A 23,334-nucleotide genomic window follows, 5' to 3' on the forward strand; every position below is an offset into this window, starting at 1 on the left:
TCTATGACAAAACCTACCTTCTTTTTCGCTTTTTCGTAATACAACTAGATATTTAGATATATCTATTTATTTCGTACATAAAATGACGCAACTCGTGTGTATTTTGTTGAATTGTTGTGTTTGTTGCTATAAAATGTAATTATAATTTTCTGACAATAACAGCAAACTTCAAAAAACAAGTAAAATATCAAAATTAAAATATAACTATACCATTCAAACCTCAACGACGACTCTTACGAAAGAAACTTCGAAAGAGTCGTTTTTTATTTTATCCCTAACTAAAGAAGAATCAGCAGGAAAGGTGAGTGATGAAACGTAAACGCTGAAATTATCAGGCTGGATGTTCAAACCAGAACCTATCGTTAGGCTATTGTTTTAGACTGGCATGGCAGCTTCTTTTTAATGGGGTATAAAAATGGTTGTGTGCCATCCTGCGTTGCAGGATAGAGGGGTTGATGATATTAGGCAATGTGCTCAATGTCAGAGCTTACTGCAAAGATATCACCAATTTCCCATGACACACGCAATGTGTTGGGATTGGTGCAGTATACATAAAGAAAAATGTATTTACTGTGCTGAACCAAAGAAATCTCCCTTCAGCTATGTAGCTAACTATACTAAACCAAACATTGTTTACCTATCATGCATTGCGGGATTTTATTTACCCAGGGCGCCGCCCTTCTATTTCAAAATATGAAACTGAAAATTTTGAAATGGAGGATATGTAATGAATGATAAGGAGACATATGTAATAAGAATGCATGGACAATTAATATCAGTGAGTGAGGATGTATACTATACATTTTACAGATTCAAACGATATGAATTGAATTTGGAAGAAAAAGATTCCCGAAATCAAAAGGTTCTTTTTAGTAATCTTGATACAGGAAAGATGACAGGGGAGGAAATGATACCGGATGAAAATATGGAGCCGGTAGAGGATGAAGCTGTTCGTAACATCATGATAGAGAAACTAAAACAGGCTATCGTGGGACTGCGTCCAGCGGAGCGTGAAATACTGGATTTGATATATTTTCAGGGGTTTTCAGAGCGGCAGGCAGGCGCTTTGCTGAAAATAAATCAATCTGTCGTAAATAAGAAAAAATTGCGGGCATTGAAAAAAATGCGGTTTTTCATGGAACATAATTACTAAATAAATATGTGCAATTTTAATGAAAAATAAAAAAATATGTTTTAAGGGGCTATCAAAAGGGGGTTGGATACGGATAAGTAATGAGGGGTATTTTTTAGGACTCACCAGTACTTTGAAAATTTCATATCCAGCCAACCAGTTACGTTGGCTATCCGGACGCGAGGAACGGAAGCGACATGAGGGGAGCGCAATGACTGCCTGCGGAATATAGATTCTGTCAAAAGCCTGTAATAAGTTTTTTGTGGCGTAAGGTAAGAGCGGCAAATTCCTGTCTCAAAATCAGTCCATAGCGGATTGAATCGCCATGACCCCGGATAGCTCATAATGATACTTCCGTCCAGTCACAGCCCCCTTGGCCGGGGACCACGCAATGAGGGCGGCCGCCAGAGAACCTGGCGGAGGTGGGATTCCTATGATGCCTGTCAGCTGCAGGCAGACGGGTTGGCTGCCCTGTCCAGATGCAATGTCTGGACAAGCTTCGGGAAGTAGTGTCGAATAGAAGCAACGAACAAAGTTGGAAAGAAGGTGATTTCAATGCCAGACCATGCAGCCGCCGGTTTAAATCGGCTGCATGGATGTGGCATTGAGCAGGGAGGAAGAGAGTACGGAGTAGATTAAGTCACAAACATCATAAGGGAAAAAGCAGAAGAAAGGGGGTATGAATGATGTATAGAGGTGATATGTATTATGCAGATTTAAGCCCGGTAGTAGGATGTGAACAGGGAGGGGTACGCCCGGTACTTATCATCCAAAATAATGTTGGGAACCGTTACAGTCCCACCGTTATTGTTGCTGCTATCACAAGCCGGATGGACAAGCATCCATTGCCAACCCATGTGGCAATCAGCCGGAAATATGGTTTGCAGAAAAATTCGATGATTCTGCTGGAGCAGGTCCGTACCATTGATAAATCGAGATTGAAGGAGTACATAGGACACCTGGATGACAGGGATATGAGAGCAGTTAATATATCTTTGAAAATCAGTTTGGATGTGGAACCGGAATTTGACCGGATATTTCTGGATGAAAGACAAAAACAGCGTATCGCAATGATGTAAATCAAATGAAAGAAATCAACTTATATAAAACGGCATGGTTTTGACTTTATATGGCACGATTAAATATGACCCTTTATTTAAGTAGGACCCAGAATAGAATTTGCTTATAGCTTAAAAATGAAGCTGCGCCAGATTGGAACAGCTTCGTGAGGTGTAATAGGACATACCAATATTTTCATAACATAAAGTGACTGGTATTTATCGAAGGGAGAGCGTGAGTGAAAAGGAACTGTGTCCAGAATGTTATTGTCCATCTTCCTGACAATATGGATTTTCACGCACTTTCCGATAAAATCAATGAGTTCCATTTAGAGGTGGTGGAACGCAGGCTAAACAGTTCTAATCTAACGACCGATGAAAAAATAGCCGTCATTGATAAAGTACTGGATAACCTAAAATCACGTGAGTTTGATGGAATCATCAAATAAGTGTTTGTGAAGCCGCCATATATTGTAAGGCGGCTTTGCTTGCTTTTGTTCCCAGCTGCGAAGAGTAAGAAGTTTTACGCCCATAAGCTGTGCAAGCTCCTGTTGTGTGGCATGGTTCTCTTTACGATAGGCCTTCAGTTTTAAAGCCCAATCACCAAAGTCATATATTGGTACAGTTAATTCGGCTGTTTCTTCATTGTCAGCGCCGAGGAACAATTTTGTTTCCCTTTGTATGGTGGCGGAAACCTTCCGTTGCAGGGCACAAAGTTATTGGTTATCATGGCGATGAGCCGTTCCCTGGGGGAATCAATGATACGGCAGCCCACGATGCCCGCCGCGTTGCACCCGAATCCCATACACATGGTCAAAGCCTGTTTGCCGCAGGCATGGCAGCTCTTAAAGGGTTTATCCAGATTATAGGCAATCCTGGGAAGGTAACCCGAATCCTCCAGCAGGGTAAACAGGGGGAAGAAGATAGCCATAGGCGGCAGCATGACCGAGACAACCCAGGCCAGGACACGGTAAACGCCCAGTATCAGCAGACCGTGAAGCCATTGGGGCGCGCCCATGGCCATGAAGGCTTTGGTGAGCTGGTCCTGGAGACGGAACAGGGCATCCGCCAGCATCTGGGAGGGGTAATTGGCTCCTGTGATGGTCAGCCAGAATACCACGGCCAGCATGCCTATCATGACAGGATAGCCTGTGAACCGGCTGGTCAGAATCTTATCCAGTTTCCGGTCCCCTTCGTTGTAGCCGCTTTTGTGGAACTGGACCGTATCACGGCATATTTTTTCCGCTGACGCCACCAGGGCAGCCACAATGCGGTCTTTCAGGATTTCATTGGTAATGCCGTATTTGACCAGATGTTCCCTGGCCTGCGACAGGGCAAGGTTTACCTCGGGTACATCCAGTATGTCCTCACCTAGATATTCCCTTAATTCCTTCATGAGGGACGGGTCACTGTCCAGGAGCTTTAAGGTAAGCCAGCGGGAATTGACCTTTCCCTCCACCCTGTCCTTTACAGCAGGCTCCGCCATGGCAATGGCCTGTTCAATGATAGGAGAGTACTCCACCTGATAGGGGGAGGCGGTCCGGGTACCTTCCACCAGGTCATCCAGCTGTTTCATCAGCTGGTCAAGGCTCCGCTTCTTTCTGGCAATTGTGCCGGCCACCGGTACGCCCAGCTTTTCAGACAGTCCCTTCAGGTCGATGGTAATATTCTTGCGGACAGCTTCATCCATCAGGTTTACACATACCAGGACGCGGTCCGATATTTCCATGGTCTGCAGCACCAGGTTTAAGTTGCGCTCCAGACAGGTGGCGTCACATACAACCACAACCCCGTCGCTTCCGCCAAAACAGATGAAGTTGCGGGCCACTTCCTCCTCGGCGGAGTGGGCCATAAGGGAATAGGTGCCGGGAATGTCCACCAGCACATAGCTGTGTTCCTTTGTCTTACAGTAGCCCTGGGCATTGGTCACGGTTTTTCCCGGCCAGTTCCCGGTATGCTGGTTCATTCCTGTGAGATTGTTGAAAAGGGTGCTTTTACCTACGTTGGGGTTGCCTGCTATGGCGATTATTTTATCGTCAGGTGTCTGTTTTTTTATCTCCAGTCCGGAATCCACAGCTCCCATTCCGACGGATTGTTTGGTCAGACCCATTTTAATACTCCTTTTTTCTTTTTTTATATTAGGCAATTCTGCATCTGACCGGAATCAGATGATGTTTCTTAAATCCGCAGTTTTTGGGGGCGGCTCACAGGCTGGTGCTGGTGCAGCCCTCCATTGCTTCCTGCTGGCTGAAGCCAGTGCAGGGCTGGACCAGAATCCCGCGGCAGTCCTCTGAACGGATGGCGATGACAGCACCCCGGATCAGGTAGGCGCATGGGTCGCCCAGAGGGCTTTGCCCCAGGCATTCCACCTCCGTGTTTTCCACCAGGCCGATATCCAGGAGACGTCTGCGGATGCTGCCTGTGGAAGTAAGCTCTTTTACCCGCGCCCGGTTCCCGGGTTTTATATCGTTCAAACTTAGAAATTCTTTCATAATTACAATACCTCGCAATAGATTTAGGATAGGGAAACTTTTTCTTACTCATATAGTATTGCAGGAGGGACACTTTGGTTACTGAAAAAGATGGATTCTATACCATGAAAGGATATGAGCGCTCCGGTTCCGAGGAAATGACCTCATCCATGGAGGATTATCTGGAGATGGTGTGCAGAATGGAGGAAGAGGGGGAACCCATCCGTGTCAGCTCCCTGGCTGCCAGCCTTCATGTAAGACCCTCATCCGCCTCAAAGATGCTGGATAATCTGAGAAAAGCCGGGTATATTGATTTTAAAAAGTACGGCTCCATCATGGTGACGGATAAGGGATACCAGGAGGGCAGATACCTTCTGCACAGGCACCAGGTGCTTCAGGACTTTTTCTGCGCCCTTAACCACACGGAGGATGAACTGGAGCTGGTGGAGAAAATTGAACATTTCATCAATCACAGGACTGTGGAAAATATGGAGCAGACCCTCTCTTTCCTGCGGCATAAGAATGATATTACTGGAAATATGGGATAAAGTATTGTATAATGTGTAATATGCAAAATGATAAAAGGAGAGACATTATGAACGATGATAACTATGTAGAGTGGCTTGTGAAGAGAAAATCTCCGGCATATGCTGTTCCTGTAAAGATTTTAATGATTGCGGTCTGTATTTTCTCCGTGCTTTCCGCACTTCAGACCGTGTTTGGCGTAATTGTCATGACCATAGCAGGTGCGGCCACCTATTTTGTGTTCCTGAACCTGAGCGTGGAATTTGAATATCTGTTTGCGGAAGGCGGCCTGTCGGTGGACCGTATCCTGGGAAAGGCAAAGAGAAAAAAGATATTTGACTGTGAGAAGGACGACATCCAGATTGTGGCTCCGGCTGATTCCTTTGTGCTTAAGGATTATGAGAAGCAGGGCATGAAGATAAAGGATTTTTCATCAGGCATGCGGGATGCCAAGGTGTATGCCCTCATATATCAGAAGGGACCGGACCATTTCAAGGTACTGTTTGAACCCAATGAGAGAATGATAGGAGCCATGCGCAGGACATTTCCGCGCAAGCTTGTAATGTAATGTCATATACGTCTGGCCGGGAGAAAACGGGCCGTCGGGGACAGCAAATCAGCTGCTCCGGCGGCCCGTATTATGTTTGGCCATTGTCTGCCCTATTGTGTGCCCTATTTCAGGTTTTCGCCGCTCAGCATGAATTCAATCAGACGGTCCATGTCCTCCTTTTCATGCACCACTAACTCCAGCTCCTTGATGTATCCGTTGGAACACATATTGGCAATGGAGAGATATTGGGTCAGCTTTGACTTAAGGTTAATCCGGTCGCCTTCCTGGGATACCAGCTCGATTTTCCCCTTACACTGGTCCACTGCTTCAAAAAATGCTTTTACATCTGAGATATTTTCCAGTTTCATACAAGAACCCTCCGTTCTGTTGGCTTGTACTGCGTAGCGCAGCACTTTGTTTATAGAATATAACCAGTATATCAATGGGAAATAAAGATAACAATTCGCAAATTGACTAAACATAAACGAAATAAACAGGTGGCGGATGTGTATTAGCCACAAAAATAAATTAAAAATTAAAAATTTAATATTGCATTATTTCATTTTATCCTTTATAATGATAGTACGAGCAAAGGAGCTGTTGAGATGAGGGTAAAAAAGAATTTAGATAAGATTATCTATGACCAGATTATTGATAGTTTTATCCTCGGTGAATACAAGATGGATGACGCTATCTCACTTGACGTTTTATGCGAGAAGTATGAAGTCAGCAGGACGCCGGTGGTTCAGGCGGTGAAGCTTTTGGTCAATGACGGAGTCCTGGAAAAGCTCAGCAACGGGCGTGTGGTGGTCCCCACCTTTGACCAGAACCAGATTAAGAATATCTGCGATGTAAGGCTGATGATTGAAAAGCATGCCATTGAGCATTTCCTTTCTGAGGCCGGAGACCCATCCTCATTGATTGACCAGTTGGAGATTTGCGCCAAAAAGTGTGAGGAGTATCTGGATAAGGGGGATTTCCTGGAACTGTCCAAGACAGACCTGAGATTTCACCGGGTCCTGGTATCCGGGGCAAGGAATGAGTACTTATCGGAGCTGTATAAGAGGATACAGGGACAGTTCCTGGTGGCCAATTACCTTGTGCTGCCGCTGCGAAACAGGAATTTCCGTTCCACGGTGGATGACCATTATAAGCTGTTGGAATATTTAAGGAATAAGGATGTGGAGCAGTCTGAGCAGATGATTGCCGGCCATATAAACAACATATTCTACATCATCACCAACCAGAAGCAGTAAGAAAAAGCAGCAGTAACGGATGTAATTAAAACAATAACCGAATTATAAAGCTTGCGGTTAAGCTAAGAATCAGGCAATCCATGTTTCATGCATTTATATCATGCGTTCATGGGCTGCCCGGCACTTAGTTTGATAAAGTGTACTCTCAAATAAAAAATTTTAATTTTTAATTTATTATTTTGCCATAACAAATTAAAAATTGCGTTAAAAGGAGAGGACAAAGATGTTTGAAGGTAAACACATTCAGGTAGGAGCTGGACGTTATATCCAGTGCCACGGCGCACTTAAGCGCGCGGGAGAGGAGATGGTATGTTTCGGTAAGAAGGCTTACCTGCTGTATGGGGACCAGGTGGTGAGGGGGAAGACCTGCCAGGTGCTGGAGGAAAGTCTGAGGCAGGCCGGAATTACATTCCAGTGGGAGATATTTGAGGGACCTTCCACTGAGAAGAGTTTCGGGGAGGTGGCTGCCAGGGTCAGGGAATCAGGGGCTGAAATTGTGGCAGGAATCGGGGGCGGCCGCATCATAGACATTGCCAAGGCAGCCGGAGACATGGCAGGCGCCAGCATCTTTACCATACCCACATCCGCAGCCACATGCGCGGCCTACGCTGTACTGTATGTGGTATATGGCGAGGACGGGAATGTGGACCACAGCGGTTTCCTGAACCATGAAATCAGCGGGGTTATCGTGGACATGGATTTGGTGGTCAATGATTGTCCAAGGCGTTATTTTGTGTCGGGCATTGTGGACGCCATGGCGAAGAAACCGGAATTCAGCTTCACCATGTCCCACCTGAAGGACGAAGGCATGATTGCCACCTCGGAGATAGCCACAAAGATTGCGGATTTCACCTACAGTAAATATATGAGGGATACCAGACAGGCCCTTAAGGATTTCGACGACAAGAAGGACAGCATGCTCATAGACGACATGGTGAACATGAATATCATGCTGACAGGCATGGTATCGGACCTGTCCACAGGAGGCAAGCAGCTGGCTGTTGCACATAATTTTTATGACGCGGTCTGCTATATGCACAAGGACGTGAGAAAAAACTATCTTCACGGGGAAATCGTCGCCATGGCCCTGCCCCTCCAGCTGGCTGTCAACGGAAGACCGGAGGAAGAAATTGAAGAACTGAAGGCATTTCTCAGGGAGGCAGGGATACCTGTCAGCATAAGGGAAGCGGGGGTGCCGGAAGAGGGACTGGAGGAGCTGATTGCATATGTGCACCGGGTAACGATTCCCGATGACATGGAACTTCTGGAACAAATCCGGGATGGCTTTAAGTATATTATGTAACTAAAAAAAGTAAAAATAAAAAGTAAAGGAGAAGGTATTATGTTAAAGAAATGGGCAGCAATTGCGTTGAGTGTAAGCTTGGCTTTGTCACTGGCAGCGTGCGGAGGACAGCAGGGGGCGTCTTCCGGCAGCGCAGGTTCCCAGGCAGGGGATACCCAGGCAGGTTCCGGCGGGGAGGCTTCTGCGGATGAGGGCGATGTCATTAAGATTGGCCTTATTTCCATGATGACAGGGGATAATCCGCTGAACGGGGAGCGCATGAACCAGGGAGTGCAGATGGCTGTGGATGAGTACAATGCAGCCGGAGGAATCAATGGAAAGCAGATAGAGCTGACCATTGTGGATGACCAGACACTCCAGGACATGGCCGTGACCTGTGCCAATAAGCTGATTGGCGAAGGCGTGGTGGGTATTGTTGGTCCCCACAGAAGCACCAATGCACTGGCAGTTGAAGCAGTGGTAAAGCAGGCAGGGGTGGCCACCTTCACAGGCGGAACCACACCGCAAATCAGTACCCTGGACAATGATTATCTGTTCCGCTGCAGGGCTTCCGACAGTATTTTCGCAGAGGCAGCGGCAGCCTACGCAAAGGAGCTTGGCTGCAAGAAGCTGGGACTGTTCTTTAACAATGACGACTTTGGAACAGGCGCAGAGGGTGTTATCAAGCAGTACTGCGCGGACAACGGAATGGAGTATGTGGAAGAAGGACATAACACGGGAGACAAGGACTTTACGCCTCAGGTCATGAAGATGAAGGATGCAGGCGTGGACACGGTTATTATATGGACTCACGACGCCGAGCTGGCCATTCATGCACGTCAGATATACGAGCTGGGACTGGATGTAAAGGTAGTGTCGTCTCCGGGCGTTACCATGCAGCAGGTAATTGACATGTGCAAGGCAGAGTACATAGAAGGATGGTACGGAGTGACGGATTATGTGTCCACCAGCGACGACCCAACCCTTGTTTCCTTTAAGGAAAATTTTGAGAAAAAGTATGAGATTGAACCGGAATTATACGCAGCATCCTATTACGGCGGTGCAGTGGCCCTTCTGGAGGGAATCAAAGCAGCAGGGACAACGGACCGCAAGGCTGTTATGGAAGCGGTCAAGGGACTTAAGGATTTAAATGTGCCGGTGGGAGTCATTACCTGCGATGAGAACAATGACTTGGTCCACAACATCAATGTGGCACAGATTGAGAACAAGGTTCCGAAGTTCATCAAGGCTGTTTCTGTGGAATAGTTTCTGACTGATAGAGGACAGGGGCCGGACCTGGCCTGAATCCAAATCCGGTCCCTGTCATGACGAAAAGGAGGTAAATGATGGGCACTATACTTCAGCTACTGATAAGCGGTATTGCCATGGGATTCATCTATGCCCTGGTTGCCATCGAGTATACCCTGATATGGAATTCCACAGGACTGCTTAACTTCAGCCATGATAAAATCATCACCGTAGGGGCGTATATTTTTGCCGCCACCTTCATCATCAAGTTCAACATGAACAAGCCACTGGCCATTGTGCTGACTTTCATGCTCATGGGAATCCTGGGCTCTGTAATCGCTTCCGGCATCTTTAATCCGCTGCGGCACATGCGTTCCAATATCTTTGCCGTCATGGGAACCATGATGCTGGGCCGGATTCTGGCAGAGGCCATCCGCCTTATATATGGTCCCGTTCCCTTTACCATAGAGAACTGGCTCAGCGGAACCATTAAGATTGGTACGCTTATGGTCACAAAGGCCAATGTCATCATATGCGTGGTGGCTATCCTGGTGGTGGCAGCCCTTCAGCTGTTTATGAATTTTACGAAAATAGGCAAGGCCATGCGCTGTGTGGCCCAGAATAAGAAGGCAGCTGCCCTGATGGGCATCAATGTGGCCCAGAATATCTGCGTGACAACAGCGGTCAGCGCCATCATATGCAGCGTTATAGGAATGTTAATCATACCCTTGTTCAACATATCCACCACCATGGCGGCCAGCATAGGCCTTAAAGGCTTTTCAGCCGGAGTCATCGGAGGATTCGGATATCTGCCGGGCGCCATCCTGGGCGGTCTGTTCATCGGCGTGGTGGAAAACCTGGCGGTGGTGGTTCTTCCGGCTGTATACAAAGATATTGTGTCATTTGTCCTGTTAATCATATTCCTGCTGGTACATCCCAGCGGATTCTTAGGCAAGAAAGCGTGAAAGGAGTAAGGGAAGATGAAGATGAAACTGAAACTTAAATCACTGCATTTTGCTGTTGGAGCCCTTGTGATTGGCGCTTTTCTGCCGCTGTTCATCAAAAATGATTACTATATGATGGTCCTTAACCGCGTACTCATCAATATCATCGTGGTTTTAGGCCTGAATTTCATCACTGGCCTGACCGGTCAGATGAATCTGGGCACAGCGGGAATCTTTGCGCTGGGAGCCTATTCCTCGGCCCTGTTTACCAGATACACGAATCTGACGCCCTGGCTGGGTCTGATTGTGGCGGTAATCATGGGAATCCTCATCGGCAGGGGACTGGGATATCCCAGCCTGAGAGTCAGGGGTGTGTACCTGTCCCTGACCACCATTGGATTCGGGGAGGTGGTGCGTCTGCTGATTTCCAATACGCCGAAATTCACAGGAGGCACCCAGGGTATCCGCAATATAAGGCCCTATAATATTGGAAGTTTCCAGATTCAAAGCCAGAAGGAAATGTATTACCTGTTTCTGGTATTTACCGCCATTGCCTTTTTTATTGCCTGGCGCATTGCTTACTCCAAGTGGGGGAGAATTTTCAAATCCCTGCGGGACAATGTGGAGGCAGTGGAGATGAGCGGCGTGGACATTGCGTCCTGCAAGATTAAGGCGTTTACCGTGGCCTCCATATTCGGCACCGTGGCAGGAGCCATGTATGCCCACTATATGGGTTACATCAATCCATCCACCTTTAATCTGGACCTGTCCACCAACTATGTGGTCATGCTGATGGTGGGAGGACTGGGGTCCGTGGTGGGAACCATCTTTGGTTCTGCCATTGTCACCATTCTTCCGGAAATGCTGCGTTTTCTGGGCAATTACTATCAAATCGTATTCTGTTCCATCATTCTGCTGGGAGCGATTTTCTTCCCGGACGGCTGGGTGAGCGCGGCAACAGGTCTGTTCATGAAGATGTATCAGAGAATCAGCGGAAAGAGCTATGCAGAAGGCGGTGAATAAGAGAATGGCAAGTCTGTTGAAAGTGACGGAAATCACAAAAAAATTCCAGGGCCTTGTGGCGGTTGACAATGTCAGCATCGACATGAAGGAGCACACCATCCACGCCCTGATTGGACCAAACGGAGCAGGCAAGACCACCACCGTAAACCTGATTACAGGAGTACTGCCCCTGACATCAGGCAAGGTGGAATTTGCGGGAAAAGACATTACCGGCATGACCACCCACGATATTGCCAGGCAGGGAATCGGCAGAACCTTCCAGAATATAAAGGTATTTCCGACCATGACCCTGCTGGAGAATGTAATGGTGGGGGGACACCAGCAGGCGCCCATGGGCATGATGCGTGGAATCTTTGATATCAGAGGCGCCCGGGCGGAGGAAATGAGGCTTAAGGAAAAGGCCGAGGAGGTTCTGAAGCGCATCGGTATGTATGACCTGAGAGGCTCCCTGATGAAGAATCTGCCCTATGGGCGTCAGAAGATATCGGAGATTGGAAGGGCCATGATGAATGACCCTAAACTGATTCTGCTGGATGAGCCTGCGGCCGGCCTTAATCCGTCGGAGCGCGCCGAACTGGTAGAGGTTATCTATAAAGCATATGAGGACGGGTACTCGTTCTTCATGATTGAGCACAACATGGATGTGGTCATGAAAATCAGCGACTACATAACAGTGCTGAGCTTCGGGCGCATGATAGCAGAGGGCACGCCAAAGGAAGTACAGAGCAATGAAGAGGTTATCCGCGCATACCTGGGCAGCCGGTATGTGGAGCAGGATTCCAGATAATCGGAGGGATTCTTATGTTAAAAGTCAATGGGATTGACGCTTATTACGGCGATGTCTGTGCATTGCATGATATTTCCCTTGAAATAGGCGATGACGAAATTATTTCCATCATCGGGTCAAACGGCGCTGGAAAGACCACGCTCATGAACTGTATTGTGGGCTGGGTGAAGGTAAAAAAGGGCAATGTGGAGTTTAACGGTCAGGATATAACCAACCTGCCCACACACAGCATAACCAGAACCGGGGTGGTGCAGATTCCGGAAGGAAGAGAAATTTTTTCCAACATGACAGTTCTGGAAAACCTGGAGATGGGAAGCTACAGCATAAAGCGCTCCAAAAAGGAAATGAATGCAAAGATTGAGGAGATGTATGACTTATTTCCGCGCCTTAAGGAGAGAAGGGGGCAGAAAGCAGGGTCGCTGAGCGGCGGCGAACAGCAGATGTTAGCCATAGCCAGGGGACTGATGGGGGACCCCAAGCTTCTGATGTGCGACGAACCGTCCCTGGGACTGGCTCCCGTGATTGTGGACGATATGTTTGATATTTTTTTAAGAATCAATAAGGAGAAGCATCTGCCAATCCTGATTGTGGAGCAGAACGCCTTCATGGCCCTGGAGGTGTCCAGCCGCTGTTACGTGCTGGAAAACGGACGCATGGTGATTACAGCCTCCAGCGAAGAGCTGGCCAGAAGCGATACCATTAAAAAATCCTATCTGGGCGGATAAAGGGGTGTGCTGCCTTTATCCTGCTGTTGTGGAAGGTGAACAAGAAAATAAAAAATATTTAATTTTTTTGTTGACATTGAACGAAAGATGTGCTAATTTAGAATCAGGCAAAATAATAATTAAAAATATTTAATTTTTTATTTTTAATTTAATATTACATATTAACACAAAACAAATTTTTTATTCCAAGTGTAACTTGGGGGAAAGGGAGAAAGCTATGAAAGTAAAAGACACAATCAAGAAACCTTACGGTATCTGCCCGGCATCCATGACCATCTGGAATGCAGACCAGACTTACAACAAGAAGGGTATGGAGAAGTACCTGACCTGGCTGCTGGACAATGGCGCACAGTCCATCTCCATCTGCGGAAGCACCGGTGAGAACATTGCCATGAATATGGAAGAGCAGAGGGAAATCATCGAGCACGTATCCGGTTTCTTAGGCGGCCAGGTTCCTCTGGTATGCGGTACCGGCAGATACGATACCTTAAATACCATTAAGATGAGCAAGTTCGCACAGGACCACGGCGCCGACTGTGTCATGGTTATCCTTCCATTCTACCTGAATCCGCATAAAAAGGCAGTTATGCAGCATTTCAGGGATTTAAGGGATGCGCTGGATATTGAAATCATGGTTTACAACAATCCATGGTTTGCCGGCTACGAGCTGAGCGTACAGGAGGTCAAGGAGCTGGTGGATGACGGAACCATACAGTGCATCAAGGCAGCCCACGGCGACCCCAACAGGGTACATGAACTGAAGTTCCACTGCAAGGATGACCTGACTGTATTCTACGGACATGACTACGCTGCCATGGAAGGCCTCCTGGCCGGAGCGGACGGCTGGCTGTCAGGATTCCCGGCCGTGCTTCCGAAGCAGTGCCGCAGACTCCAGGATGCCTGCTTTGCAAAGGACGTGGACGCAGCCATTGCAGCCCAGAACAACATCCAGCCATACATAGATTACTTCTTCTATGATAAGGTCAACGGAGTTCCCCACTGGCAGGAAATCTGCAAGTATACATTACAGGCACAGGGCCTGGATGTAGGTCTGCCGCGCAAGCCGCTTGGCGAGCTGGATGACGCCAACAAGAAGAAAATCGAGAAATTACTTGCAGACATGGAGTAATTGACGAAAATGTAATAGGGTACGGTCATTTATGATATCGGTGCATGTATTGGAAACAGGTGATACATGCACCGATTTTTTAAGGAGAGGGATTTATGAAATGTATTGTTTGCGTTAAGCAGGTGCCGGACACCGCCAATGTGGAGGTGGACCCGGTGACCGGAGTACTGAAGCGGGACGGGACCCAGTCAAAGTTAAATCCGTACGACCTTTATGCAATGGAATCTGCCCTGGAGATGAAGGAGCAGCAGGGAGGCACAGTGGATGTCATCACCATGGGGCCGGGACAGGCAAAGGAGGCATTAAAGGAATGCATGTGCATGGGGGCTGACCGCGCGGGCCTTATCAGCGACAGGAAATTCGCGGGCGCGGACGTGGTGGCTACCAGCTATACCTTATCCCAGGGCATACGCAGAATGGGGGAGTATGACCTGATTCTCTGCGGCAAACAGACCACAGACGGGGACACGGCGCAGGTGGGGCCGGAGGTTGCCCAGTGGCTGGGAATACCCCATGCTTCCAATGTGCTGGAAATCAGGGAAACAGGGCCGGGATGGATACGGGTGCGCATAAATATGGACGGATATGAACAGATACAGACCATGGATTTGCCGTGTCTGATTACACTGGATAAGGATGTGAATACGCCAAGGCTTCCCTCCTACAAACGGGAAAAGGAGCTGCCGGAGGGTTATCTGAGGGAATTTACCCTGCCGGACCTGGAGGACCGGGATGAAAACCACTACGGATTGTCCGGTTCGCCCACCCAGGTGGAGCGCATATTCCCGCCGGAGAAACGTGAGTACAGGGAAATATTCGACGGTATCCCCGGTGAGCTGGCTGATAAGATGTACCATGTGCTGAAAGAGGCAAAGTTTATATAGTTGTACGGACAGAAAGGAGAGAGGATTGTGGCTGAACTGAAGATTCATCAGGAACGGCTGGATGAAGAGGGAATCCGGCAGCTCATTGACATATGCCCCTTTGGCGCCATCAGCTGTAAGGACGGAAGGGTGGAGATTGACTCCGGCTGCAGAATGTGCAGGCTGTGTGTGAAAAAGGGTCCCGCCGGGGCGGTGGAATATCTGGAGTCCCGGGAACAGGAAATGAATAAGGATGAATGGCGGGCGGTTGCCGTGTACGTGGAATACAACGGAAAGGACATCCATCCGGTGACGCTGGAGCTGATTGGAAAGGCCAGGGAACTGGCAGCGGTCACAGGGCATCCGGTGTATGCGCTTTTTATGGGGCATGATGTGGGAGCAAAGGCAAAAGAACTGCTGGCATACGGCGTGGACCGGGTCTTTGTGTATGACAGGAAGGAGCTGGAGCATTTTTCCGTCCTTACATATGCCAATGTATTTGCTGATTTCATAACCAGAATCAGGCCCTCGTCCATTCTGGTGGGAGCCACCAATGCAGGACGTTCCCTGGCGCCCAGGGTGGCGGCGCGGTTTCGTACCGGACTCACAGCAGACTGTACGGTTCTGGAAATGAAGGAAAACACGGACCTGGTGCAGATTCGCCCGGCCTTTGGGGGAAATATTATGGCCCAGATTGTGACTCCCAGGAACCGGCCCCAGTTCTGTACGGTGCGGTATAAAATTTTCTCTGCTCCCTCTGTGACGGAGGAACCAACGGGCGTCATCCAGTCCATGGAGGTGACGGATGACATGATTGACCGGAGAATCAGGGTGGAGGAAATCATACACAAGCCAAAGGAGATTGACATATCCGAGGCAGAGGTGATTGTGGCTGCCGGAAGGGGTGTGAAAAGCCAGGCAGATTTGGAGATGATAAGGGAACTGGCCTCTGCCCTGGATGCCCAGACAGCCTGCACCAGGCCCCTGATTGAATGCGGCTGGTTTGACCCCAGGCGTCAGATTGGCCTCAGCGGCAGGACCGTGAAGCCAAAGCTCATCATTACCGTGGGCATATCCGGGTCCGTACAGTTTGCAGCGGGAATGAGGGGAGCTGACTGCATCATTGCCATTAATAAGGACAGGAAAGCCCCGATTTTTGATATTGCAAACATCGGCTTTGTGGGGGACTGGTATGAGATTCTTCCACGGCTGCTTAAGACGGTTAAGGAGGGTGTATGATGGGATACAGGAAACTGGATGAACAGGACATCGCTTATTTAAAAAGGGTGACAGAGGATGAACGGGTCCTGACCGGCCCGGATATAAGCGAGGATTACAGCCACGACGAGCTGGGAGGCGTGGAGTGTGCTCCCGAGGCCCTTGTACGGGTATTGTCCACCAGGGAGGTTTCGGATATCATGGCTTACGCCAATGGACAGGGAATTCCCGTGGTGACCAGAGGCTCCGGCACCGGCCTGGTGGGGGCGGCTGTGGCCATCCACGGCGGCATTATGCTGGAGACAACGCAGATGAACCATATCCTGGAGCTGGACCGGAAGAACCTTACAGTGACAGTGGAACCGGGTGTGCTATTAATGGACCTGGCCCAGTATGTAGAGGAAAACGGGCTTTTTTATCCGCCGGACCCGGGGGAGAAATCAGCAACCATTGGAGGCAATATAAGCACCAACGCAGGAGGGATGCGGGCTGTGAAATACGGTGTCACAAGGGACTACGTGCGGGCGCTGACAGTGGTGCTTCCCACCGGCCAGGTGGTGGAGTTCGGCGGAAAAACAGTAAAGAACAGTTCCGGCTACAGTCTGCTGAACCTGATGATTGGCTCCGAGGGCACGCTGGGCATCATCACCCAGGCCGTGCTTAAGCTGGTTCCGCTTCCGGGTAAGACAGTGAGCCTGCTTGTGCCGTTTCCGGATATGGAGCAGGCCATTGAGATGGTGCCGGTGATTGTGGAGGCGCAGATACAGGCAACAGCCATTGAGTTCATGGAACGGGGGACCATTCTGTTTGCAGAGGAATACCTGGGCAAACGGTTCCCGGATACCAGAAATGATGCCTATATCCTGCTTACATTTGACGGAAGAAATGCAGAGCAGGTGCAGGCGGAATACCGGGAGGTGGCAGACCTATGTCTGGACCATGGGGCAGTGGACGTGTTCATCGTGGATACGGAGGAGCGAAAACAGAGTGTGTGGAACGCCAGAGGAGCATTTCTGGAAGCAATCAAGGCTTCCACCACCCAGATGGATGAGTGCGATGTGGTGGTGCCCAGGGACCGGGTGGCGGATTTTATCAAATTCACCCATGAAGTTGCAAGAAAACTGAATCTGCGGATTCCAAGCTTTGGCCATGCAGGCGACGGAAACCTCCACGTGTATCTCTGCAGGGATGAACTGGCAGAGGATGAATGGAAGGAAAAGCTGGGCCTTGGATTTGAGATGATGTACGCAAAGGCCAGGGAGTATGGGGGAGCAGTGTCAGGGGAGCACGGCATCGGATATGCCAAGAGGGCGTATCTGAATGAACAGCTGGGGGATGTGCAGATTGGCCTAATGAGGCGGATTAAAAAGGCCTTTGACCCCAATCTGGTTCTGAACCCGGATAAGGTTATCTGATATGGAGCTGGCCTGTACTACCCTGAGACAGATTGCAGTAATGTTTGTCATCATATCCGCAGGTATTCTGTGCAGCCGTTTCGGAGTCATTGACCATGAAAAGAGCAAGACTCTGTCCGCGGTCATACTGAAGGTGGTGACGCCTGCCCTGATTATTTCCTCCTTTCAGACGGAATTTACGGCAGACACAGTCAGGGGACTGTATGGTTCCCTCCTTTTGGGAATTGTCAGCTTTGCTATCTCCATTTTGGTTCCCACCTGGATTGTCAGAAAGAGCAGGGATTACGATTACGTGGTGGCCCGGTTTTCGTGTATGTACCCCAACTGCGGATTCATAGGGATTCCGCTGGCATACGGTGTCTTTGGCCAGGAGGGGGTATTTTACATCAATGCCTTTGCGGCTATCTTCAACCTTCTGGTGTACAGCCATGGTGTATATATCATGAACAGCAGTGATTACTGTTTTTCATGGAAACGCCTGGTGTCCCCCGGCATTGCCGGTGTCATGATCGGCCTGTCCCTGTTTATTATGAGATGGAAGCTTCCCTATGTGGTGCTAAGGCCCATGGAAATGCTGGCGGATATGAATACGCCTCTGGCCATGCTGGTGGCCGGGGTGTCCATGGCGGGAACGGATTTGGCAGGAGTCATCAGGGCTCCCAAGGTGTTCCGGCTGTCCCTGTACAGGCTGGTACTCATACCGGTCCTGTTCATCCTGGCCAGCCGTTTCCTTTTCCTGCCTGAGGTGGTGAGGATGACAGGGGTACTGGCTGCCTCCTGTCCTGCGGCCGCCATCGGCATCCTGTTTTCCCTGCAGTACGGGCGGGATGAGGTGTATGCGTCCCAGGTTTTTGCCATGACCACCATATTGTCCATTGTTACGGTGCCTCTTATGGTGTGGCTGGCTACCTGGCTGTGATGTTCCCGGGGGCGGTGTTCCCGGGGAGTGCTTCTGGCGGTGCTGCTCCTGGCGGCGGTGTTCCCGGAGTTGCTGTTCCCGGGGCAGTGCTGCGGGGGGATATTAGGACGGCTGATGGAACCCTATTAGTAAAATCAATGAATATTTCTCCCTGTTTTGGTTTGACAAGCCAGATAAAATTTGCTAGTATAAGATACTAATAAGAAACGGACCGTTCGCGGACTATCAATATTCTGACAAACATATCAAACCAAACACGCAGAAAGAGAGGAAATTTATAATGGGTACAATTATCGGCGAAGGCATAACCTTTGATGATGTGCTTCTGGTACCGGCATTTTCAGAAGTGATTCCCAACCAGGTAGACCTGACCACAAATTTGACCAAAAAGATTAAACTGAACATCCCGCTGATGAGCGCCGGCATGGATACGGTTACAGAGCACCGTATGGCCATTGCCATGGCCAGGCAGGGAGGTATCGGTATTATTCATAAGAATATGTCCATTGAAGCCCAGGCAGAGGAAGTGGACCGGGTAAAGCGTTCTGAGAATGGTGTCATCACAGACCCATTTTTCCTTTCGCCGGAGCACACCCTTAAGGATGCCAATGACCTGATGGCAAAATTCCGCATATCCGGTGTGCCCATTACAGAGGGCAAAAAGCTGGTGGGCATCATTACCAACCGTGACCTGAAGTTTGAGGAAGACTTTGACCGCCCCATCAAGGAGTGCATGACCACCAAGAATCTGGTTACTGCCAGGGAGGGCGTTACATTAAAGGAAGCAAAGGCCATCCTGGCCAAGGCAAGGGTGGAGAAGCTGCCAATCGTGGATGACGAGTTCAACCTGAAAGGCCTTATTACCATCAAGGACATTGAGAAGCAGATTAAGTACCCATTGTCCGCAAAGGACGAACAGGGACGCCTTTTGTGCGGCGCTGCCGTAGGCATCACCGCCAATGTGCTGGACCGCGTAGGCGCGCTGGTGGAGGCAAAGGTGGACGTGGTGGTCCTGGATTCAGCCCATGGCCATTCAGCCAATGTTATCCGCTGCGTGAAGATGATTAAGGAGGCGTATCCGGACCTCCAGGTGGTGGCCGGAAATGTGGCCACGGCAGAAGCTACCAAGGCATTGATTGAGGCCGGGGCTGATTCCGTCAAGGTGGGTATCGGACCTGGTTCCATCTGTACCACCCGCGTGGTGGCAGGCATCGGCGTACCGCAGATTACGGCTGTGATGAACTGCTACAGCGTTGCCAAGGAGTACGGCGTGCCCATTATTGCCGACGGAGGAATCAAGTACTCCGGCGATGTGACAAAAGCCATTGCAGCAGGCGGCAGCGTATGTATGATGGGAAGCATCTTTGCGGGATGCGATGAGAGCCCGGGTACCTTTGAGCTGTACCAGGGACGTAAATATAAGGTATACCGCGGCATGGGTTCCATTGCCGCCATGGAAAACGGAAGCAAGGACCGCTATTTCCAGACAGACGCAAAGAAGCTGGTTCCCGAAGGCGTGGAGGGACGCGTGGCTTACAAGGGAATGGTGGAGGACACTGTATTCCAGCTCTTAGGCGGCCTGCGTTCCGGTATGGGCTACTGCGGCGCCCAGGATATCACCACCCTTCAGGAGACAGCGCAGTTCATTAAGATTTCCGCTGCATCCTTAAAGGAGAGCCATCCTCATGATATCCACATTACCAAGGAGGCTCCCAACTATTCCATTGAGGAATAGGAAAGAGTGCCTGGTGATTGAAGCGCAGGAAGAATTGGTTTATAATGATACCCGTCGGAAGAACTCCGGCGGGTATTTTATATGGGAACGGGAGGACGGGGAAATGGAACAAAAAAGCAGATTAACCACACTGTGTTATATCGAACATGAGGGGGCGTATCTGATGCTCCACAGAATCAGCAAGAAGAACGATGTGAATAAGGATAAATGGATTGGGGTTGGCGGGCATTTCGAAGGGGATGAGAGCCCGGAGGACTGTCTGCTCAGGGAGGTGAAGGAAGAAACCGGCCTTACCCTTACCTCCTGGCGGTTCAGGGGACTGGTTACATTCATTGCAGAGGGCTGGGAGACAGAATACATGTGTCTGTACACTGCGGACAAATATGAGGGAAACATGACAGCCTGCAGCGAGGGAGCGCTGGAGTGGGTGAAGAAGGAGGACGTGCTGTCCCTGAATCTGTGGGAGGGGGATAAAATCTTTTTTAAGCTGTTGAATGAGGAGGTACCCTTCTTTTCACTGAAACTGGCATATAAAGGGGACCGTCTGACGGAGGCCGCCCTGAACGGGAAACAGATGGAGCTGTTCGATGTGCTGGATGAGGACGGGAAGAGGACAGGAGTGGTCCGGGAACGGAGCCTGGTCCATATGGACGGGGTCCCTCACGGAACGGCCCATATATGGATTGTAAGGGAGAATGAGGATAAAACATACGACCTTCTGCTGCAGAAGCGGAGCCAGGGCAAGGATTCCTATCCGGGCTGTTATGATATTTCTTCAGCAGGCCATGTCCGGGCCGGAGATGATTTCCTGCCGTCCGCTGTCAGGGAACTGAAGGAAGAGCTGGGAATTGAGGCTGGGGAGGAGGACCTGGAGTTTGCAGGCTGCCACAAGGGATATATGGAAGAGATATTTTACGGAAGGATGTTTAAGGACAGCGAGGTCAGCGCCGTATATGTGTACAGGAAACCAGTGGATGCAGAACATCTTATGCTTCAAAAAGAAGAGGTGGAGAGCATCATGTGGATGGAGCTTGGCGAGTGCATGGAGGCGGTGAGACATCACAGGATACCCAACTGCATTTACCTGGATGAGCTTGAAATGCTTGAACGGTATCTGAGCGGGAAACAGCGGGGATGACAGTGAACCAGGGGGTGTTGATGGAATGCTTTGGGGCATTTTCGGAATGCATTCTGGCTGGGGGGCAGGATATGGAAAGACAGCATAAGGAACGGCAGCAAATGGTATAGCAGTATAGAGGAAGGGGATGGTAAGAAAAAATACTTGTCTGCGCAATTAAAGAAAAAATATATTTATCGTAAGTTTATCGTCAGAAATAGATGTTTTTTGTAACCTGGAAGTATGATATAATATCTCTAGTTTTGTTCACAAAAAATGAGTGCCTGCAATATGGGAGAGATATTATGAGACTTAGGAAATGGAAATCATTTTTATGTATATGTACCAGCTGTACCCTGCTTATGAGTACGGCAGCGTCAGCTAATCCAGCAACCATCACGCCTTTGGAGGAAAGCCAGGTATCTTCCTTCCAGTCAGGGGACCAGACCTCCGGCCAGGGGACTGTATCGTCCCAGGGGCCAGGCCCGGAATCCGGCAGTGGTGGGGCGGTCATTTCATCAGACGGACCGTCTACTTCCGGGAGTCCGTCTACTTCCGGGAGTCCGTCTTCAACCGGCAGCCCATCCCCTTCCGGCAGTCCGTCCCCATCCGGTAATCCGCCGGCAGGACAGACGGCCGGCGGAAACAGCGGGGGAGCAGTATCGCCGGGAGGAGAGACAGCAGGCTCTGCTGCCGGAACCTTTGACCAGGCAGCGGCTGCTTCCGTGCAGAAGCCGGAGATAGCATCAGAGGGAGCTGTACTAATGGATGCTGCCACGGGAACCGTCCTGTATTCCAAGAATGGAGACAAGCAGTTCTATCCCGCCAGTATCACCAAGCTGATGACAGCACTGCTGGTGGCGGAGAACTGTAATCTGGATGACAAGGTCACATTTTCAGCAACAGCCACCACCAACCTGGAATCGGGTGCCGTGTCCATCAATATGACGGCAGGAGATGTGATGACTGTACGGCAGTGTCTTTACGCCCTGCTCCTCAAATCAGCCAATGAGGTGGGAAATGCCCTTGCGGAGCATGTGGCCGGCAGCAATGCTAAGTTTGCGGACATGATGAACGCCAAGGCAGCGGCCTTAGGATGCACCAATACACATTTTACCAATCCACATGGTCTCAATGATTCCAATCATTACACCACGCCCCATGATATGGCGCTGATTGCAAGGGCGGCATTCCAGAATGATGTGGTAAAGACAGTGGCGTCCACACGTACATACGCACTGCCTGCTACCATAAAGAATCCTTCCGGCCTGACCGTGACAATGGGCCACAAGATGCTGAATCCCAACGATGCCAGATATTATCCGGGGGTCATTGGAGGAAAGACCGGTTATACATCCAAAGCGGGAAATACCCTGGTGACCGCAGTGGAGAAGGACGGGGTCAGACTGATTGCCGTTATCATGAAGAGCAAGTCAACCCATTATACGGATACCAAGGCCTTGTTCGATTACGGATATGAACTGGTGAAGGCAGGTGCTTTAAGCGGGGGAAGTGCAGGAAATGCAGATAACACAAGCAGTTCAAACGGCACAGGTACGCCGGGCGGTTCTTCCGGTACAGGAAATGCTGGTCCGGGAACAACCTCAGCCAGGGGATGGGTCCAGGACAGCAGCGGATGGTACTATGTAAAGGACAATGGGGCCAAGGCTGCTAATGAATGGATTACGGCAGACGGTGTTTCTTACTGGATTGATTCCAACACATATATGGCCAAGGGCTGGCGTCAGGTAGATGGAAAATGGTATTTCCTGCGCTCCAATGGAGCCATGGCCAAGAACCAGTGGGAGAAGGTTGAAGAAAACGGACAGTGGTTTTATCTGGGTGCGGACGGTGCTATGCTGACCAACACCACAACACCGGACGGGTCGCGGGTGGATGAGAGCGGGGCCTGGGTGCAGTAAGCAATGCCGGGATTT

Annotated in this window: 22 protein-coding genes and 1 pseudogene; 20 read left to right on the forward strand and 3 right to left on the reverse strand. The window is 49.7% G+C overall.

Translation table 11 applies throughout. The annotated features are described in order from the left end of the window. The first annotated feature begins 727 nt into the window (after positions 1 to 727). The 3 genes from I2H39_RS05365 (at position 728) to I2H39_RS05375 (ending at position 2,639) form a co-directional block, all read left to right on the forward strand. Positions 728 to 1,153: a sigma-70 family RNA polymerase sigma factor gene (locus I2H39_RS05365; RefSeq protein WP_195626022.1), complete on the forward strand. Its 426-nt coding sequence runs from the start codon at positions 728 to 730 to the stop codon at positions 1,151 to 1,153. A 662-nt stretch (positions 1,154 to 1,815) separates the two neighbouring features. Then, the gene (locus tag I2H39_RS05370) at positions 1,816 to 2,211 is read left to right on the forward strand and encodes a type II toxin-antitoxin system PemK/MazF family toxin (protein WP_195626023.1); all 396 of its coding nucleotides are present in this window, start codon (positions 1,816 to 1,818) and stop codon (positions 2,209 to 2,211) included. A gap of 218 nt (positions 2,212 to 2,429) precedes the next feature. Further along, complete coding sequence (locus I2H39_RS05375) at positions 2,430 to 2,639, forward strand: hypothetical protein (protein ID WP_195626024.1); 210 nt, start codon at positions 2,430 to 2,432, stop codon at positions 2,637 to 2,639. A 239-nt stretch (positions 2,640 to 2,878) separates the two neighbouring features. On the opposite strand, the pseudogene I2H39_RS05380 reads toward I2H39_RS05375, so the two are convergent. Together I2H39_RS05380 and I2H39_RS05385 are read right to left on the reverse strand one after the other, a co-directional pair. Continuing rightward, positions 2,879 to 4,300, reverse strand: a pseudogene (locus tag I2H39_RS05380) (ferrous iron transporter B); the annotation flags it as partial. 94 nt (positions 4,301 to 4,394) lie between these two features. After that, positions 4,395 to 4,682: a FeoA family protein gene (locus I2H39_RS05385; RefSeq protein WP_138311584.1), complete on the reverse strand. Its 288-nt coding sequence runs from the start codon at positions 4,680 to 4,682 to the stop codon at positions 4,395 to 4,397. Positions 4,683 to 4,756: 74 nt separating this feature from the next. Between I2H39_RS05385 and I2H39_RS05390 the strand changes: the two genes are divergently transcribed. Then, a complete protein-coding gene (locus I2H39_RS05390) occupies positions 4,757 to 5,209 on the forward strand; it encodes an iron dependent repressor, metal binding and dimerization domain protein (RefSeq protein WP_195626025.1) in 453 nt (150 codons plus the stop codon). Between the two features lie 47 nt (positions 5,210 to 5,256). Beyond that, positions 5,257 to 5,754 (forward strand): DUF6106 family protein, encoded by a 498-nt coding sequence (locus tag I2H39_RS05395; RefSeq protein WP_138311582.1) that lies wholly within the window; start codon positions 5,257 to 5,259, stop codon positions 5,752 to 5,754. Between the two features lie 104 nt (positions 5,755 to 5,858). On the opposite strand, the gene I2H39_RS05400 is transcribed toward I2H39_RS05395, so the two are convergent. Then, positions 5,859 to 6,104, reverse strand: a complete 246-nt coding sequence (locus I2H39_RS05400) for a polya polymerase (protein WP_138311581.1) — start codon at positions 6,102 to 6,104, stop codon at positions 5,859 to 5,861. 237 nt (positions 6,105 to 6,341) lie between these two features. Here I2H39_RS05400 and I2H39_RS05405 point away from each other — a divergent pair, with 237 nt between their 5' ends. The 15 genes from I2H39_RS05405 (at position 6,342) to I2H39_RS05475 (ending at position 23,319) form a co-directional block, all read left to right on the forward strand. Continuing rightward, a complete protein-coding gene (locus I2H39_RS05405; RefSeq protein WP_138311580.1) occupies positions 6,342 to 6,992 on the forward strand; it encodes a GntR family transcriptional regulator in 651 nt (216 codons plus the stop codon). A gap of 223 nt (positions 6,993 to 7,215) precedes the next feature. Continuing rightward, positions 7,216 to 8,295: an iron-containing alcohol dehydrogenase gene (locus I2H39_RS05410; protein WP_138311579.1), complete on the forward strand. Its 1,080-nt coding sequence runs from the start codon at positions 7,216 to 7,218 to the stop codon at positions 8,293 to 8,295. A 39-nt stretch (positions 8,296 to 8,334) separates the two neighbouring features. Beyond that, entirely contained in the window at positions 8,335 to 9,540 is a 1,206-nt protein-coding gene (locus I2H39_RS05415; RefSeq protein ID WP_138311578.1) for an ABC transporter substrate-binding protein, read from the forward strand. A 77-nt stretch (positions 9,541 to 9,617) separates the two neighbouring features. Beyond that, positions 9,618 to 10,487: a branched-chain amino acid ABC transporter permease gene (locus I2H39_RS05420; RefSeq protein WP_330640787.1), complete on the forward strand. Its 870-nt coding sequence runs from the start codon at positions 9,618 to 9,620 to the stop codon at positions 10,485 to 10,487. Between the two features lie 21 nt (positions 10,488 to 10,508). After that, the gene (locus I2H39_RS05425) at positions 10,509 to 11,489 is read left to right on the forward strand and encodes a branched-chain amino acid ABC transporter permease (RefSeq protein WP_243281778.1); all 981 of its coding nucleotides are present in this window, start codon (positions 10,509 to 10,511) and stop codon (positions 11,487 to 11,489) included. 4 nt (positions 11,490 to 11,493) lie between these two features. Continuing rightward, positions 11,494 to 12,276, forward strand: coding sequence for an ABC transporter ATP-binding protein (locus I2H39_RS05430; protein ID WP_330640788.1), 783 nt, complete (start codon positions 11,494 to 11,496; stop codon positions 12,274 to 12,276). Between the two features lie 14 nt (positions 12,277 to 12,290). After that, positions 12,291 to 13,001, forward strand: a complete 711-nt coding sequence (locus tag I2H39_RS05435; protein WP_138311575.1) for an ABC transporter ATP-binding protein — start codon at positions 12,291 to 12,293, stop codon at positions 12,999 to 13,001. A gap of 217 nt (positions 13,002 to 13,218) precedes the next feature. Further along, positions 13,219 to 14,130, forward strand: coding sequence for a dihydrodipicolinate synthase family protein (locus I2H39_RS05440; RefSeq protein ID WP_138311574.1), 912 nt, complete (start codon positions 13,219 to 13,221; stop codon positions 14,128 to 14,130). 95 nt (positions 14,131 to 14,225) lie between these two features. After that, on the forward strand, positions 14,226 to 15,014 hold the full coding sequence (locus I2H39_RS05445; protein WP_138311573.1) for an electron transfer flavoprotein subunit beta/FixA family protein: 789 nt from the start codon (positions 14,226 to 14,228) through the stop codon (positions 15,012 to 15,014). 27 nt (positions 15,015 to 15,041) lie between these two features. Beyond that, a complete protein-coding gene (locus I2H39_RS05450) occupies positions 15,042 to 16,232 on the forward strand; it encodes an electron transfer flavoprotein subunit alpha (RefSeq protein ID WP_138311572.1) in 1,191 nt (396 codons plus the stop codon). Next, the gene (locus I2H39_RS05455) at positions 16,232 to 17,626 is read left to right on the forward strand and encodes an FAD-binding oxidoreductase (protein ID WP_138311588.1); all 1,395 of its coding nucleotides are present in this window, start codon (positions 16,232 to 16,234) and stop codon (positions 17,624 to 17,626) included. Before I2H39_RS05450 ends, I2H39_RS05455 begins: the two co-directional genes overlap by 1 nt. A 1-nt stretch (position 17,627) precedes the next feature. Next, a complete protein-coding gene (locus I2H39_RS05460; RefSeq protein WP_195626026.1) occupies positions 17,628 to 18,545 on the forward strand; it encodes an AEC family transporter in 918 nt (305 codons plus the stop codon). 280 nt (positions 18,546 to 18,825) lie between these two features. Next, a complete protein-coding gene (guaB, locus tag I2H39_RS05465) occupies positions 18,826 to 20,280 on the forward strand; it encodes an IMP dehydrogenase (RefSeq protein ID WP_195626027.1) in 1,455 nt (484 codons plus the stop codon). Between the two features lie 103 nt (positions 20,281 to 20,383). Then, positions 20,384 to 21,418: an NUDIX domain-containing protein gene (locus I2H39_RS05470; protein ID WP_195626028.1), complete on the forward strand. Its 1,035-nt coding sequence runs from the start codon at positions 20,384 to 20,386 to the stop codon at positions 21,416 to 21,418. Positions 21,419 to 21,702: 284 nt separating this feature from the next. Continuing rightward, positions 21,703 to 23,319 carry a D-alanyl-D-alanine carboxypeptidase family protein gene (locus tag I2H39_RS05475; protein ID WP_195626029.1) on the forward strand — a complete coding sequence of 539 codons (1,617 nt, stop codon included), beginning with the start codon at positions 21,703 to 21,705 and terminating at the stop codon, positions 23,317 to 23,319. The last annotated feature ends 15 nt before the right edge of the window (positions 23,320 to 23,334 follow it).

The sequence above is a fragment of the Clostridium sp. 1001283B150225_161107_B6 genome (genome assembly GCF_015556325.1).
Lineage (GTDB): Bacteria > Bacillota > Clostridia > Lachnospirales > Lachnospiraceae > Enterocloster.